Source organism: Paenibacillus sp. NPDC093718 (assembly GCF_050279985.1).
Taxonomy (GTDB): Bacteria; Bacillota; Bacilli; order Paenibacillales; family Paenibacillaceae; genus Paenibacillus_AQ.
The window spans coordinates 17634-32878 of record NZ_JBNNUS010000018.1 but is presented as its reverse complement, the minus strand read 5'-3'; the positions used below and the strand labels follow the sequence as shown (position 1 = coordinate 32878).

At 53.7% G+C, this 15245-nt stretch carries 10 protein-coding genes; 8 read left to right on the top strand and 2 right to left on the bottom strand.

Going from position 1 to position 15245, the window contains the following annotated elements; all coding sequences use genetic code 11:
* Positions 1–35 precede the first annotated feature (35 nt).
* The 5 genes from ACQKPA_RS31460 to ACQKPA_RS31440 are packed head-to-tail and all read left to right on the top strand — an operon-like array spanning position 36 to position 9271.
* Positions 36–2309 carry a helix-turn-helix domain-containing protein gene (locus tag ACQKPA_RS31460; protein WP_427496245.1) on the top strand — a complete coding sequence of 758 codons (2274 nt, stop codon included), beginning with the start codon at positions 36–38 and terminating at the stop codon, positions 2307–2309.
* Between the two features lie 22 nt (positions 2310–2331).
* Positions 2332–4410, top strand: a complete 2079-nt coding sequence (locus ACQKPA_RS31455) for a glycoside hydrolase family 65 (RefSeq protein ID WP_427496244.1) — start codon at positions 2332–2334, stop codon at positions 4408–4410.
* 43 nt (positions 4411–4453) lie between these two features.
* Positions 4454–5599, top strand: a complete 1146-nt coding sequence (locus ACQKPA_RS31450) for an oligogalacturonate lyase family protein (protein ID WP_427496243.1) — start codon at positions 4454–4456, stop codon at positions 5597–5599.
* Positions 5600–5624: 25 nt separating this feature from the next.
* On the top strand, positions 5625–6770 hold the full coding sequence (locus ACQKPA_RS31445) for a glycoside hydrolase family 88/105 protein (protein WP_427496242.1): 1146 nt from the start codon (positions 5625–5627) through the stop codon (positions 6768–6770).
* Between the two features lie 50 nt (positions 6771–6820).
* The gene (locus tag ACQKPA_RS31440) at positions 6821–9271 is read left to right on the top strand and encodes a glycosyl hydrolase family 95 catalytic domain-containing protein (protein ID WP_427496241.1); all 2451 of its coding nucleotides are present in this window, start codon (positions 6821–6823) and stop codon (positions 9269–9271) included.
* A 127-nt stretch (positions 9272–9398) separates the two neighbouring features.
* Here ACQKPA_RS31440 and ACQKPA_RS31435 read toward each other — a convergent pair whose 3' ends face one another.
* Both ACQKPA_RS31435 and ACQKPA_RS31430 read right to left on the bottom strand, forming a co-directional pair.
* Entirely contained in the window at positions 9399–11471 is a 2073-nt protein-coding gene (locus tag ACQKPA_RS31435; RefSeq protein ID WP_427496240.1) for a serine hydrolase domain-containing protein, read from the bottom strand.
* A 226-nt stretch (positions 11472–11697) separates the two neighbouring features.
* Positions 11698–12222: a phosphatase PAP2 family protein gene (locus tag ACQKPA_RS31430; protein ID WP_071221142.1), complete on the bottom strand. Its 525-nt coding sequence runs from the start codon at positions 12220–12222 to the stop codon at positions 11698–11700.
* A gap of 341 nt (positions 12223–12563) precedes the next feature.
* On the opposite strand from ACQKPA_RS31430, the gene ACQKPA_RS31425 reads away from it, so the two are divergent.
* The 3 genes from ACQKPA_RS31425 to ACQKPA_RS31415 all read left to right on the top strand — a co-directional run bounded on the left by ACQKPA_RS31425 (position 12564) and on the right by ACQKPA_RS31415 (position 14897).
* Complete coding sequence (locus ACQKPA_RS31425; RefSeq protein WP_427496239.1) at positions 12564–13421, top strand: carbon-nitrogen hydrolase family protein; 858 nt, start codon at positions 12564–12566, stop codon at positions 13419–13421.
* Between the two features lie 49 nt (positions 13422–13470).
* Complete coding sequence (locus tag ACQKPA_RS31420) at positions 13471–14142, top strand: GNAT family N-acetyltransferase (protein ID WP_427496238.1); 672 nt, start codon at positions 13471–13473, stop codon at positions 14140–14142.
* Positions 14143–14225: 83 nt separating this feature from the next.
* The gene (locus tag ACQKPA_RS31415) at positions 14226–14897 is read left to right on the top strand and encodes a GNAT family N-acetyltransferase (RefSeq protein ID WP_113061229.1); all 672 of its coding nucleotides are present in this window, start codon (positions 14226–14228) and stop codon (positions 14895–14897) included.
* Positions 14898–15245: the final 348 nt, after the last annotated feature.

The following is a 15245-nucleotide window of genomic DNA, read 5'->3' as shown; positions in this document are numbered from 1 at the left end:
AATGGAACCATTCTGGTAGTAAAGCGGGGGTTGATATGTTCCTATCGATCGGCAAGTGGCTGAAATACACGCTGGCCCATACGCAAGCGCGGCTGGTGCTCATTTTGACCGTTTCCGTTTTTATGATCATTTTGGCCGTCAGCCTGACATCATATTACACCTCCAAATCGGTGCTTCAGGAAGAGCTCAGCGAGCCGCAGCACCAAATGCTGCAGATCAGTATGAAATATATCGACGATTTGATCCGGGAGAGCGACAAGATTGCGGTCCAGGTCGCAGTGAATGACTATATCTACGATTTTCTGACTAGCGAGAATCAGAACTCGGTGTCCAATATATCGACATTGTACCGACTGCTCTCAACCTGGATCAGCAATTCAAAATACATTAACAGCATATACGTATACGATGTCGAGCGGGGGAGCTTTATTTCGCTTCCGCAGGGATACAGCTCGAGCAAGCTCACATTCGTGGATTCCGAGTGGACCGGTATCGCTGACGAATTCGGAGACGACATGATGATGATCCGCAAAAGGCATGTCCCCGAGGGAGCGGGCAATAAAGGGTCAGAGCTGACGCTGTTCCGCAAAATCATGATCCAGGGCCGATTAAGAGGCGTCGTGGCGGTCAATTTGCTGGATGCTGAACTGTTCGCGAAATTGAATCCGCCGGCACTGTCGCAGTTGGACAGCATGCGGTACATCGTGGACCAAAATAATAACATTCTTTATTCGGTTTCGAATTCGGAATTCAAACCGGAAGCGGTGAGGCAGGCACTGTATGAGCTGAAGGAAGACCACTACGGCGATTTTTTCCATGAGGGGCGGAAGCTGCTGGTCAATCAGATCGAATCGCCGCTGACCGGATGGAAATATGTATCCATCGTCTCCCAAGACAGTTTGCTTGCACAGTCCAAAAAGGTGCGCGACACGGTGCTGTATGTATCGGTGGCGGCACTTGCGCTCGGCGTGCTGACCATTCTGTATGTAAACTCCGCGGCCTTCCGCCCGGTGCGCAGGCTAAAGCAGCTGTTCAGCGCCTATAACGGGAAGGCGACCAGCCCGGATCGCATTGATCTGGAAAAGCTGGCCGGCGAACTGCTCAGCAATCATGCGCACCTATCTCAGCTGATCCGCGAGACGATATCCGATGCGGCTTCCAAGTTTCTGTATGACATTCACTCCGGTCATATGAGCGGCAGACGCGAAATCCGCGAGAAGTGGAGACGGTACTTTGCGGAATGGACGGATGCGCCCGTCACGGTAGCGGTGCTGTCGATTGACCGCTATGATTCGTGGTCGCGCAGGTTTCCGGCCAGTGACCACTCGCTGCTGAAGTTTGCCCTGGCCAATATCATGGCAGAGCTGCATGAGCCCGAATGGAGGGTGGCCTGCGCCGATTTCGGGGCGGACCGGATGGCTATCCTGCTTCAACCGCGGAGCGGCGAAACTCGGCCTCCGCTGGCCGAGGCGATCGAAACGGTGTCCCGTCTGCTGAAATTCAGTGTATCCGCCGGTGTGAGCATGCCGCAGAGTGAGGTTTGCCGGTTAAAGCAGGCCATGCTGGAAGCGGAGAATGCGTTAACCTACCGTTTATATAAAGGGTATGGTCAGCTCGTGCCGTTTCAGGATGTATCCAGTCACGAAGTGACGGATATGCAGCCGCAGGAAGATGGCGTACGGGAGCTGATGACTGCTGTGGAGACCGGTGATGGGGAGCGGGCTATAGACCTGCTGGGGCGTATTATTGGCGATATCCGCAGCCGTTACTGGTATCCTTCGGAGGCGCTTGCCTTGCTTCAGGCGCTGCTGGAACGTCTAAAAGGGATATGTCCAGAGGGCGATGGTCCCGAGGGGGATCCGGCCGGTCGGCTGGGCACGCTGTACATCGAAGATATCGAGGCGGAGCTTTCTGGCCTGATTTCGGCCTTGGCCGACCGCTACCGCCGTTTAATCGGCAGCAAGGATTTCTTGATGTGCCAGCGGATGATCGAATTCATGGAGCAGCACCTCGGCGATCCGATCGGCATTCCGGAAATTGCGGAATCGACCGGCATCAGCAGCAGCTTGGCCAGCCAGCTGTTTAAGCAGGAGACAAACGAAACGATCTATAACTACTTAACCCGGCTGCGGATGGAGCGGGCTAGCGAGCTGCTGGTCAAAACCGACCGCAAAATATCCGATATCGCCCAAATGGTCGGCTACCAGCATGAAAATAGCTTCATTCGCAGCTTCCGCAAATTCAAGGATATCACCCCGGGCAAATACCGGGATATGATGAGAACCCGGATAGATGCCTTGTTTGAATGAAGGAGCCGGGAAGGGAGGAGCTATGGAAATGGAGAGAAAGCAGATTGTTTGGCGGCATAATCCTGAATTCGACAGGTTGGATCCGCTTTCGCCACTGTCTGTAGGCAACGGGGAATTCGCGTTTACCGCCGATATTACCGGGCTGCAGACATTTCCTGAACAATATGAGGTGCCGCTTGGCACCCAGTCGAACTGGGGCTGGCATTTTACAGGGGGGCGCGGAAGGTTCTCCGCGAAGGATGCAGCGTTGCAGATGTTCGAGACCCATGGCCGGCAGGTCGGCTACCCGATGAAGCCGGGGGATAAGCCGGAAGCTTACCAATGGCTGCGGCAAAATCCCCACCGTCTTCACCTAGGCCGGCTGTCGTTCCGATTTCTGGACGAAGCGGGAGAAGAGCTCGGTTACAGCGATGCAGGCCAATTCCGTCAAAAACTCGATCTGTGGACGGGTATTCTATCGAGCAAGTTCGAAATTCGCGGCGTTCCGGTCGAAGTTACGACGGCGTGCCACCCTGAAGCTGATATTTTGGGCGTGCGGGTGATCTCGCCCCTTATCCGCGAAGGGCGGCTTCAGGTATTCATCCGCTTCCCCGCACCGGATATGACTCATTCGGCTTGGGCGAAATCGGTGTTTCCCGATTGGGAAAACGATCAACGACATGATACCGTTCTCGTTCGACAGGAGAAAGGAACGGCCCTGATGGAGCGGATGCTGGACGAGGAGCGTTATGCAATCCGCTGGCATTGGAATATTGGCCGGCTGGAGCAGACGGAAACACATGAATTCACGCTGTATCCCGGCGAGTCTCCGGATGAATCCCCCAATGAATCACCGGATGATCTGACGTTTTCCGTCGGTTATGCGGCTGGGTCGCCTGGTGTGGCCGACTTTGAAGCTATTGTTTCGGCGAGCATCCGGCATTGGGAATCGTTTTGGCAGAGCGGCGGCGCAGTCAGCTTCGCGGGCAGCTCCGATCCGCGAGCCTTTGAGCTGGAGCGCCGCGTCGTCTTGTCGCAATGGTTATGCGCCATTCACAGCGGGGGCTCGATGCCGCCCCAGGAGACTGGTCTTATGTATAACAGCTGGTTTGGCAAATCGCATTTGGAGATGCATTGGTGGCATGCCGCCCATTTCGCGCTGTGGGGCCGGGCTTCCATCCTGCGGAGAAGTTTGGACTGGTACAACGGCATACTGCCGGTCGCTCGCGAACTGGCGTTGTCGCAGGGATACGAGGGAGCGCGCTGGCCGAAAATGGTCGGTTTTGACGGCATCCCGTGCCCCTCGCCGGTCGCTCCGGGCTTGATCTGGCAGCAGCCGCACCCGATCGCCATGGCGGAACTGTGCTACAAGGCCGACCCGACACAAGAAACGCTGCGCCGGTTCCGTGACATCGTCTTTGAATCGGCTGACTTTATGGTTTCCTATGCCCACTGGAATGAGTCAAGAGATGCCTTCGATCTCGGACCGCCGCTCATTCCGGCTCAAGAATGCCATCCGATGAACGCAAGCGCGAATCCGCCTTATGAGCTGGAGTATTGGAATTTTGGCCTTGATATCGCTATAAAGTGGGCTGATCGATTGGGTATCCAGCCGAATCCGCGCTGGGTTGAGGTGGCAAGCAATCTGGCGGCACCGCCCCGACTCGACGGCGTTTACCTGGCGCATGAGTTGGCTCCGGATACGTTTACGGAGAAGAACCATGACCATCCGTCCATGCTCTGCGCATTAGGCGTGCTTCCAGGCAAGCTTGTCGACCGGGAAACGATGCGGCGTACATTGTGGAAGGTCAAGGACGGTTGGAAGTGGGAATCGGCCTGGGGATGGGATTTTCCCGTATGCGCCATGACCGCTGCTCGGCTCGGCGAGCAAGATCTGGCCGTCGATTTTCTGTTAATGGATGAAATGAAAAACACGTATTTGCCAAACGGGCATAACTATCAGCGACCGGGTCTGTCTGCTTATTTGCCGGGTAATGGCGGACTGCTTACGGCGGTGGCCATGATGGCCTGCGGCTGGGAAGGAGAAGAGGAACTGCGCTGTCCGGGATTTCCGGCAAGCGGCTGGACGGTGCAGTGGGAGGGGCTGAAGCCGTGGCTTTAGCTTCGGCTTCGGCTTGTACAACTTGCGGACAGGAGGGCTGAATATGGCCAAGGGAACGGTGTGGAAGCCGGAACGTAAGCAGTATCGCGACCGATTGACCGGAGTCGAAGTGGTGCAGCTGACCGACTATAAGGCTCATAGTCATCATCTATATTTTACAGAGAACGGATGGTATGACGGCGGCAAGCGGCTGTTGTTCGTATCGGATAGGGAAAACAGTTCGAACTTGTACAGCATGGATGTTAACAGCGGCGAAATGCTTCAGCTGACGGATTACCCGGACAATGATTTTGTGGATGCCTGTCTGTTACCGGATGGCCGGGCCGCCTTCGTCAAAACGGGTCGGAGCGTACGCCGCCTTGATCTGACAACATTGGAGGAAGAGCTTGTCTACGAAGCTCCAGAGGGGTACAACATCGGCAACCTGAGCTGTCCTGCCGATGGTCGCTCGATCGTCACCTGCATACAGGAGGATCTGTCCCATCGCATGCAGCTAGACCTCGGCAATGGCTATGTCGGCCATAGGGAGTTGATGGAGGCAGCTCCTCACAGCCGGATCGTGCGGATCGATTCGGAAGGGCAGTCGCAGCCGGAAACCCTATATGAAGCCCATCGCTTTATAACCCATATTAATGCGTCACCCGTTGAACCATGGTTGATCACCTTTTGCCACGAAGGGCCTTGGCAATTGGTTGATCACCGGATATGGGGCCTGGATCTTCGGAGTGGAGAGGCCTGGAGAATTCGTCAGCGCCTTGAACCTGGAGAAAAGGTAGGCCATGAGTTTTTTTATCCTGACGGCGTTACAATTGGTTACCATGGCTTCCGTACGGATGGAACCAATTTCTTCGGAAGCATCCGGTATGACAATACGGCCAAGGAAGAGACGGATTTCGGGTTTGATACGTGGCATGCGTATGCGGATGGCCTCGGTCAGGCCGTTGTCGACGGCAAAGGGGCGGTCAAAACTCTCTCCGTATGGCGTAAAGACGCTAAAGGAGTTTACCAAGGGCCGAGGATGCTGTGCGAGCTACGATGCAGTTTTCATTCCCAGAAGGTGCACGCGCATCCGCGTTTTGATCCGGACGGTAAACGAGTGTTGTTTACAAGCGATAAAAATGGTTATGGCAATTTGTATTTGGTCGACATGCCGGAAGATTTCGATTCGCTGCCGCTTCAGTCGGTCTAAAGCGAAGGAGAGGGAGTGGTCAACCGTGGCTGAAGTTACAGTCCTGGAACGAATACCGATTCGGGTGGCAGAGACGATCTTGTCCGCTTGCGTGGACGGATACCATCCGAATATCGCCAACAAATGGGGCTACGTGGCGGGCATGGCTTTGAGTGCACTGGGCCGCCTGGCCGAATGGACGGGTGAGGAGCGCTATAATGAAGCAGTCAAGCGGCATATGGACGTCTTCATACAAGAAGACGGGACGATAGCAGGCTATACACTCGAGGACTATAATCTCGATCACATCAATAAAGGCAAGAATCTGCTGCCCTTGTGGCGCACGACAGGAGAAGAGAAATACCGCAGGGCTGCCGAGCTGCTGGCATCTCAGCTGGTTGGACAGCCGCGGACAGACGAAGGCGGATTTTGGCATAAGAAAATCTATCCGTTTCAGATGTGGCTGGACGGCCTCTATATGTCGTCACCGTTTATGGCGGAGTACGCAGAAACGTTTGATGCGCCGGAATGGTTCGACGAAGCGGCCCGTCAACTGCTGCTCATCGAGCGGCGCACGCGGAATCCGCAGACGGGCCTGCTGCATCATGCTTATGATGAGAGCCGGGAGCAGCGCTGGTGCGACACGGAAACGGGCCGCTCGCGCCATGTGTGGGGGCGGGCCATGGGCTGGTATGCGATGGCGCTCGTGGACTCACTGGAGCATTTCCCCGTTAGGCATCCGCAGCGCGGCCAGCTGATGGGCATTTTCGAACGAATGGCTAATGCACTCGTACGCGCCCAGGATCAAGACAGCGGGCTGTGGTATCAGGTGATGGACTGCAACGGACGGCAGGGCAATTATTTGGAGGCTTCGGGTTCCTGCATGTTGACCTATGCCTTGGCCAAAGGCATTCGGCTTCATTATTTGGCCGAGATCGACATCGGGGTGGTCGAACGTGCTTATGACGGGATCAAGAAACGTTTTCTCACCGCCGATGCGGAAGGACTGCACCTTCACGGCATTTGCCATGGCGCGGGATTAGGCGGACGCAAATACCGTGACGGATCATACGAGTATTATTTGAGTGAAAAGGTAGTCAGTGACTCGCTTATGGGCGTCGCTCCGCTCCTGCTGGCCAGCATCGAAATGGAGAGGCTGCAGGCGGGGGACGAGGTCGGGCATCGGGGATGAGTCAAGAGAACATGTTAACCATGAGGTATCCCGCATCTTGGTGGCGTAATATGTGGCGTGAGGGGTTACCCTCAGGCAATGGGATTGTCGGGGCCTCGGTATTCGGGGGCGTGCAGGAAGAGACGGTGCTGCTGAATCATGAGGGATTGTGGCATTGGGGCCGGAAGGATCCGCTGCCGGATGTGAGCATGACGCTCGCCGAAACGCGCAGGCTGATGGATGAAGGACACTATGCGGAGGGCAGCTGGAACTTGGCGAACGCTTTACGGGAGCGGGGATACGGGACGAGGCTGGCCTCCCGCTTCCCGCTGGCGGCGATTAAACTGTTCATGCCCTGCACACGGGCGTTCCGCCATTACCGAAGAACCCTTAATATGGAGACCGGTGAGGTTTCGGTAGGCTGGACGGACGGTTCAATCCGATACGTAAGGCGGTTGTTCGTCTCCCGTGCAGATAGGGCCATCGTTTACGAGATTGGCTCCGAGGGATGTGCTAACCAAGAAGTCCCTGAGGGCAGGAAAGGGATCGGTAGGGATCTCGAGGTTCAAGCCGGGACGAGTCACTGTATTTCGGGAGAGATTGGACTGGCGCTCTATCCAAGCGACCGATGGGGGGATACGCCGGAATTCAAGGAACTGGCTGAATCCGTGGTCACTTCGGCGAAAGGGACGTTTATCCGGTACGCCGGCCGCAATGATGACGGTACAGATTTCGGGGCCGTGCTGCGGCTTATTTGTGAAGAAGGAGGTTTACAGCCAACGAATGAAGGAACGATGTTGAGGTTTGTTAAGGCCCGACGGGCGCTGGCACTGGTGAAAGTTTTTATCCGTGGCAAACGTGAACAGGAATGGGAGCAGCTTGAGCGCGAGCTCAGCGACTTCCCTGAAAATTGCGAATATGACCTGCTTCTCAAGCGCCACGCCGAGCTTCATAGTCCATTGTTCCATTCCGCATCCCTGGAGCTGAACGTTACCAGCGGGGACGTGCGTTCGAACGAGGAGCTGCTGCTGGAGGCATACGAGGGCGAGGCGCCCGATTCGCTTGTCCGTAAAATGTGGGCTTATGGAAGGTATTTGTTTATTAGCGGGACGGCAGCCGAATCGGGGCCGTTCGGACTGTACGGTTTGTGGGGCGGAGACTACCGGCTTGTCTGGTGCCACCATATGGCGAATGAGAATATCCAAATGATGTATTGGCACGCGCATGTTGGAGGCTTGGGAGAACTAGTGCCCCCTCTGTTCCGCTACTACGGCAGCCTAATGGACGACTTCCGCGACAATGCCCGCAAGTTGTATGGTTGTGGCGGAATCTACATCCCGGCCGGGACTACGCCAGGGATCGGAACGCCGAATCAAATCGTACCCGTCATTCTAAACTGGACGGGAGCGGCCGGGTGGCTGGCCCGGCATTATTATGAGCATTTTCTGTATACGGGCGATATTCGGTTTTTGCGGGAGGAGGCGCTGCCGTTCATGCGTGAAGCCCTTCAATTCTACGAGGACTTCGCAGTCGTTGGTGAGGACGGCACCTACCGTTTGTATCCTTCGGTTTCGCCGGAGAACACGCCGCTCAATTTCATGCCGGAGGACGGAAGGCAGCTGGCTCACCCGATGCCGACAACCGTCAATGCCACGATGGATATTGCAATTATGAAGGAACTGCTTACCCATCTGATCCAAGCGAATGGGCTAGTCGGCGGCCCAGTTTTGGAGGAGGCGCGGTGGAGGCGAATGCTGGAACGCATTCCGCCTTACCGGACGAACGGGGACGGAGCCCTTGCGGAATGGCTGGATCCCGCGTTTGAGGACCGATACGATCACCGTCATCTATCCCATATCTATCCCTTGTTCCCGGGTGATGAAGTGACTCGGGAATCAGCACCGGAGCTGTATGTCGCTTTTGAGAAGGCGGTGCGTCTTCGCCGGCTTGGAGCCCAAAGCGGTTGGTCGCTTGCCCATATGGCTTCCATTTACGCGCGGCTGGGGGAAGGCGATCGTGCGCTGGAGTGTCTTGATACACTGGCACAATCATGTCTTCTGCCGAATTTGTTTACCCTCCATAATGATTGGAGGGGGATGGGGATATGCATGGATATGCCGGCAGCGCCGATACAGCTCGATGCAAACATGGGATGGGTGAATGCCGTACAGGAGATGCTGCTGCAGGTGTCGCCGGATATGGTGAAGCTCCTGCCAGCGCTGCCGGAGCGTTGGCGTAGTGGCCGGCTCTCTGGCTGGAGATACCATACCGGTCGGGTCACCGTGGAATGGAACCGGGATGCCGGTGTGTTCAACGCCAAGCTTGAGGCTGAACGGGAGACGCACATCCTCCTTTCCCTGCCGCCTTGGGCAGGGGAATGTAGCATGTCCGGCCAGGGAGTCTCCATCCAGCCCTCAACGCAAGGACTCCTTTTTCACGCGGTCCGTCTGCGCCCGGGGACACAGCTGTTGATCCATGGCAGCCCGCAAGTCGAAGCAGACGTAAGCGGTCCTCGAAACTGAATTGGCCAAAGACCGGTTCATCGCAAAAAGCACCTCAACCATAGGCATGAGCCGTTGGTTGAGGTGCTTCTTTTTTTAGGTTATCTTGGCTTGACAGGGAATCATGCTACCCCGCTGCCCACCTTCATTACGGCTGCAGGGTGATACCGAATGCCGAACCAGGGGCACCGGCAAATACGACAGCTCCATTAGCAGGAAGCTTCACTTCGTTACTGCCGCTGACGATGCTGTAGTTCACAATGGCACCTTTTTCGTCATACACGGCGAATGCGCCTTGTGCTGGCAGGGTGACGGTCATGGTTTTGCCTTCAGCTTGTTTAGGGACGGTGTACCATTTGGCATAACCATCGGCTTGCAGGGTGACGGTTGATTTTTTTCCTTTATAAAGCGGCTTTACGTTCTTACCGCTCACAAACAGGGAGCCTGCCCCTTCGAGATACTCTACGCCCTTTTCTTTATAGAAGCGGAATTCGGCCGTATCCCGGCTACCGATAGCCGGAACCTGATGCTGGCTTACTGCGGTATCCTGGTCAATGATCTTTTTGTCGATCATATAACCTTCCAGACCGCTCTTGCTGCTAATCTCAACCGTCGGTTTCGTAATAAAGTACATCAGCGATGTGAATTTCTCGTTCAATGGATAGAACGTTTCGCCTTCCCGCTTGGCCCAAGCGGCAGCGGTCTCCTTGGATAACGGGTTCGCTTCCATTTTCTCGGCGGTATAATGCGATAAGGCCATTTGCCCAAGTCCAGGAATCGTTACATATTGCCTTACCCATAAGTAGAGGCGGTCATTCTTTTCTTTGACGAAGCTGACCTTTGTGCTGCCATCCGCGCTGACAAAGGTTCCATCCGCAGTGTAGACATATTTCTCCGCAGGATAATCCGGCACCATCGGTACGGTAATGGACAGTTCACCGTCTTTGATGTCGACTTTCATCTGCTGATTCGTCACGCCATAGTAACCGGCATATTTCGCGATGTCGCTAGGCATGTCGGCCTTGACCGGTTTGCCGAAGGATTTTTCCGGCTTGAATTCCTTGATGGTGCCTTTCTCCTTGAGCGCTTGCAGCAGAATGTCATTGGCCAACAGTTGGTTGGTTGAGCTGGAACCGCCGGACGACAATACAGCGGCAGCCATGTTCTGCTCCGGAAGAACAACGAGGGAAGCGTGATACAGGATGGTGTCCCCACCTTTGGTTACGGCTTTCATGTCATATTGGTTAAATGGGAACAGTCTTACGCTGTCCCAGCCAAGACCGTAATCGAACGAGTTATCGGCATCTTCGGGCCACAGACCCTTTTTATATTCTTCCTGCTCCATGGCTTTAACGGATTTGTCGGAAAGAATGCCTTCGGCTTCTCCGGTGAAGATCTGCGCGAACTGCACCAAGTCTTCTGCGGTAGAATAGATGCCGCCGGTGCCGATCACATTGATCGTCTCGTTAGGAAGCTGTCCTTGGTGAGTAGGAAAATACAGACCCGCCATTTGGCTTAAATCCAACGTATCTTGGGATGTCTTCGTGTGGTCCAAATCTAATGGCTCGGTAATATATTGATGAATGAAGGCGGTGAAATCCTTGCCGCTCACTTTCTCTACCAGTATCTCAGCTAGCGTGAATCCATCATTACAATAAACGGAGAACGCACCCGGGTCCGCTTTCAGGTTTTGGGTGGACAGCTGCTTCAGCAGCGTGTCATGTGCATGAGGGTCATTATCTTCGAACAAAAATGCATTGTTCAGGCTTCCGCCTTGCAGTCCGGAGGAATGGTTGAGCAGCATGCGCGGCGTGATTTTTTTGTAACGTTCGTCTTTCATCGTGAATTCGGGTATGTACTGAACCAGAGGTGTATCCAGGTTGATTTTCCCCTCATCCACCAATTTCATTACCGCAGCGGCGGTGAACACTTTACTCGTGGAGCCGATGCCATACATCGTATCCTTGGTCAGCGGTTTCTTTCCTTCGATATCATTGACGCCTGCTTGCCCGGACACTGTAATCTTGCCGTTGTCGATCAAGGCATATTGAACGCTTGTCGTTCCATACGTCCCGGTGAGCAGCTTGGCTTTCTCTGCGGCGGTTTTCTCAAGGCTTCCTCCAGCGGCAGCTTGGCTGTTATCTGCTGCCATTACCCCAGCCGGAAGGATCATCGTAACGGCGAGTAGGGTAACCAGCATCCGTGATAGTCTTTTCTTCAATGAATAAATACCTCCTTATTATGAATGTACTATTAGTACGATTTACCAGCCGGAATGGTTCAATCTTTTTTCATATTTCTGCGAAATTATAATGTATACGTGTGGGAAAGATGTGAAAATTCCTATGTAGCAGCCTGGATAGAGGGGCAGGAAAAACAAGTGAGTGAAGCACAAAAAACAGGCATTCCATCCATAGCCGTAAAGCCATGAGGGAGATGCCTGTATTTTAACTGAGCACGATAAGCAGCGCCGAGGTCGTTCCGACGAAACAGCCGGCCAAACAATCCGAAGGATAGTGAAAGCCAAGATAAATGCGTGACAGGCTGACCGTAAGGGCCAGCAGGATCAAGAGCAATGACAGCCAAGGCGTTATGAACAGAAACGGCGTGATAATGGAAAAGATGGCCGTCGAGTGCCCGGAAGGAAACGAGTGATCCTTCATCGGTTTTTTTTCGAACCGCACCTTTTCAAGTGCCAGATAGGGCCTGATGCGCCGCATCTTTCTTTTGATGAGGGCCGTAATCAGGAAGCTGAGGGAAAGCGCAATAAAGCTCTGCCACCCCATCGTATTCCACGGCTCAGGTGCAAAAAACGCTATCGAAAGTGTCAGCACAATGGTAAAGATAGCACCCCCCATATGGGTGACCAGCGCGAGCATCGAATCCACCGTTTTGTTGCTGATCTTGCGGTTTAACCAGCGGAAGATAAGGTGGTCATGTTGCTGAAGCCAATCCATCGAACGAGTAATCATTGTGAACAGAACACCTCACATTATAATTTTGTAAGCTGTCAGCCCAAAGTCCAATCGGGCTGCAATATATGCTTGTAAGGCTAAAGATTCATAGTGTAGACAAGAGGCTTACATACGACAGTATACAGGAGAATTGTTAAGCGTGGGTATGAATGACGTGTATTTTTTCAGAAATTGAGATTTCTTTGTCGCACGGCGAGTTGATGATATCCGTTTGGGGTGTTGGAAGCACGCTTCACAAGATTATGGTTTCCAAGGGATGACGACTTCATGTTCCCATGTTCTCGAAGCTCGGAATCCGATATAATGAAAGCATCTAACTATGCATAAGGAGGAGAAGCATGAAATTTCGCGTTTCTGCCGTGCAATATCATCTGCACACCATTCAATCCTTTGACGATTTTGCCCGTCAGTCGGAGCATTATATCCGGACGGCGGAGGAATTTGAAGCCGACTTTGTGCTGTTTCCGGAATTTTTTACGACCCAGCTGATGTCCATCGGGGATGATCAGGGCAAGGCATTGACGATCAATGATCTTCCGGATTTCACAGACCGTTACCGCGAGCTGTTTCAAGGCTTTGCGAAGCAATATCATCTGCATATCATTGGCGGGACGCACGTCATTCGCCGGCAAGGGAAGCTGTACAATGTAGCGCATCTGTTCTATCCGGACGGCCGCATTGCGGAGCAGGCCAAGATTCATATCACACCTTCGGAGATTAGCGGATGGAATATGGGAGCGGGCGAAGGGCTCGAAGTGTTCGAGACAGAAAAAGGCACCATTGCGATGCTGACCTGTTATGACATCGAATTCCCTGAGATCGTGCGCATGGCCAAGGCTAAAGGGGCCGACGTCATTTTCTGTCCGTCCTGTACGGATGATCGTCACGGATTCCACCGCGTTCGTTACACCAGCCATGCCCGCGCCATTGAGAATCAAATTTATGTGGTGCTGACGGGTACCGTTGGCTCGCTGCCAACCGTGGATCTGATGCGTGCCAACTTCGGACAGGCGGCCATCATTACCCCGAACGATATTCCGTTCCCTCCGCAGGGCCTGCTGGCCGAGGGAGAGCTCAACAACGACATGATCATTACAGCCGATCTCGATCTGGATTTATTGTATCAAGTGCGGGAGAAGGGATCCGTCACGACATGGCGCGATCGCCGCACGGATTTGTATCCGGATTGGGAGTAAGCCGTTTATCGTCACTTGAGGAAAATAGGACAAAGGCGGTGTAGAGGAAATGGCCCGGTTTCATCAACAGTTTTATGTATTTGACGACGCCCGGCCGGTGCCGGTTGTCATACGAAGCTACACGGAAGTGGATTTTGACGAGCTGATCGTCATCCAATCCGAGACGTTCCCGCCCCCGTATCCGCAAGAGCAGTTGTGGAATAAGGAGCAGCTGAAGCAGCATGTCACCCTGTTCCCCGAGGGCGCTCTGTGCGTTGAAGTGGAAGGCATGCTCGCCGGGTCGATCACCTCGCTCATCGTGGATTACGATCCGATGGAGCCTGCCCACTCCTGGGCGGATACCACGGATAACGGGTATATCCGGACGCATAAGCCGGACGGGAATACGCTATACATTGCCGATATTTGCGTCAGACCGCGCTTCCGTAAGCTTGGACTCGGCAAATGGCTGATTCAGTCGCTGTACCATGTGACGGTGAATCGGGGACTGGACCGACTGCTTGGCGGTGGACGGATGCCCGGCTATCATCGGCATGCCCATGAAATGTCGGCTGCGGAATATCTAGACGCTGTTATCCGGGGTGATCTCAAGGATCCGGTAATTACTTTCCTGCTGCGCTGCGGCCGGACGCCCGTTGGTGTGGCAGCGGAGTATTTGGAGGATGAGGAATCCTGCAATTATGGGGCTCTGATGGAATGGAAAAATCCGTTCAGTGGGTGAAGTAGTTTCGCTGGAACGATAATGAATTGGCTTCATATATAAAATGGTTTTTTTGATTACATATATAAGGAGGCTTTTATTTAATGGAATATATCCGTATTACAAGCATCGACGATCCCTTGTTTCGAAAAATGCACAATCTAATGAAGGAAGTGTTCCCTCCGGAAGAGGTGCTGGAATTCAGTCTATGGAAAGAACCGTTGGAGGATCCGGGTATTCGGGTGTTTGTTGCTCTGCATGAGGACGAAGTGGTGGGTACGACGGAATACCGCTATTACGAGGATTGGAATGTAGCGATGACCGATTTTACCATCATCGGGCGTGAAGGGCTTGGCATCGGCCGATTCCTGGCACAGCATCGTTTAAAGGATCTGAATCAGCTGGCGGCCGCGAACGGCAAAGAGCTGTTCGGCATGTTTGCCGAGATTTACGATCCATATCGGGTGCAGGACCATGCATTCGGCGGCGTGAAGCCGATGGATCCTTTCGTTCGCCGCGAAGTCCTCTCGCATCTTGGCTACAAACGCACAGATATCGCCTACGTGCATCCTTCCTGGAATAATGATGGTGAAGCGGTGAGCGGGCTCGATTTCTGCTTCATGCCTGGCGATGATGCCGTTGATGAGCTCCCTGCAGAGCTGATCGTCAACTTCCTGAGACGTTACTATTCGGTACTGCCTGAGAAACCACAGGCCTGGAACGATATGGTGGCCAAGCTGGAATTGCGGGAGAAGGTATCGTTGCTGCCGTTGTAATCTATACGATCGTTCATGCCTGATTCGTTACGGATCAGGCATATTCTTTTCCGGTTACGTCTACAGCATGTGATATTTTGGTATTCTAGTCGCAGGATGGCAGAGGGTGAGATTATCGTGGGAACCTCGTTCCCTGATCGGGGCGATATAGCCGTTCTGCCTATTCTATCGACGGGAAGACTCTGGAGGAAATCAGGGGTGTAAGTTATCGTGAGTGGCACAAGCAATGGGCCGAGAAATACGGGGATTGAGGATGCACCCGATCTTTCGTGTAAGCACGTGGATGGACGTTTACTTCACATTTGCTAAAATCCTCATTTGAATTGCAGGGCTATACTGGATATAGTA

Excerpts from the sequence above, each read along its gene's own strand:
- ACQKPA_RS31430 (WP_071221142.1), bottom strand. The coding sequence starts at position 12,222 with ATGATTACTCGTTCGATGGATTGGCTTCAGCAACATGACCACCTTATC.
- ACQKPA_RS31415 (WP_113061229.1), top strand. The coding sequence starts at position 14,226 with ATGGAATATATCCGTATTACAAGCATCGACGATCCCTTGTTTCGAAAA.
- ACQKPA_RS31425 (WP_427496239.1), top strand. The coding sequence starts at position 12,564 with ATGAAATTTCGCGTTTCTGCCGTGCAATATCATCTGCACACCATTCAA.
- ACQKPA_RS31450 (WP_427496243.1), top strand. The coding sequence starts at position 4,454 with ATGGCCAAGGGAACGGTGTGGAAGCCGGAACGTAAGCAGTATCGCGAC.
- ACQKPA_RS31455 (WP_427496244.1), top strand. The coding sequence starts at position 2,332 with ATGGAAATGGAGAGAAAGCAGATTGTTTGGCGGCATAATCCTGAATTC.
- ACQKPA_RS31440 (WP_427496241.1), top strand. The coding sequence starts at position 6,821 with ATGTGGCGTGAGGGGTTACCCTCAGGCAATGGGATTGTCGGGGCCTCG.
- ACQKPA_RS31460 (WP_427496245.1), top strand. The coding sequence starts at position 36 with ATGTTCCTATCGATCGGCAAGTGGCTGAAATACACGCTGGCCCATACG.
- ACQKPA_RS31420 (WP_427496238.1), top strand. The coding sequence starts at position 13,471 with ATGGCCCGGTTTCATCAACAGTTTTATGTATTTGACGACGCCCGGCCG.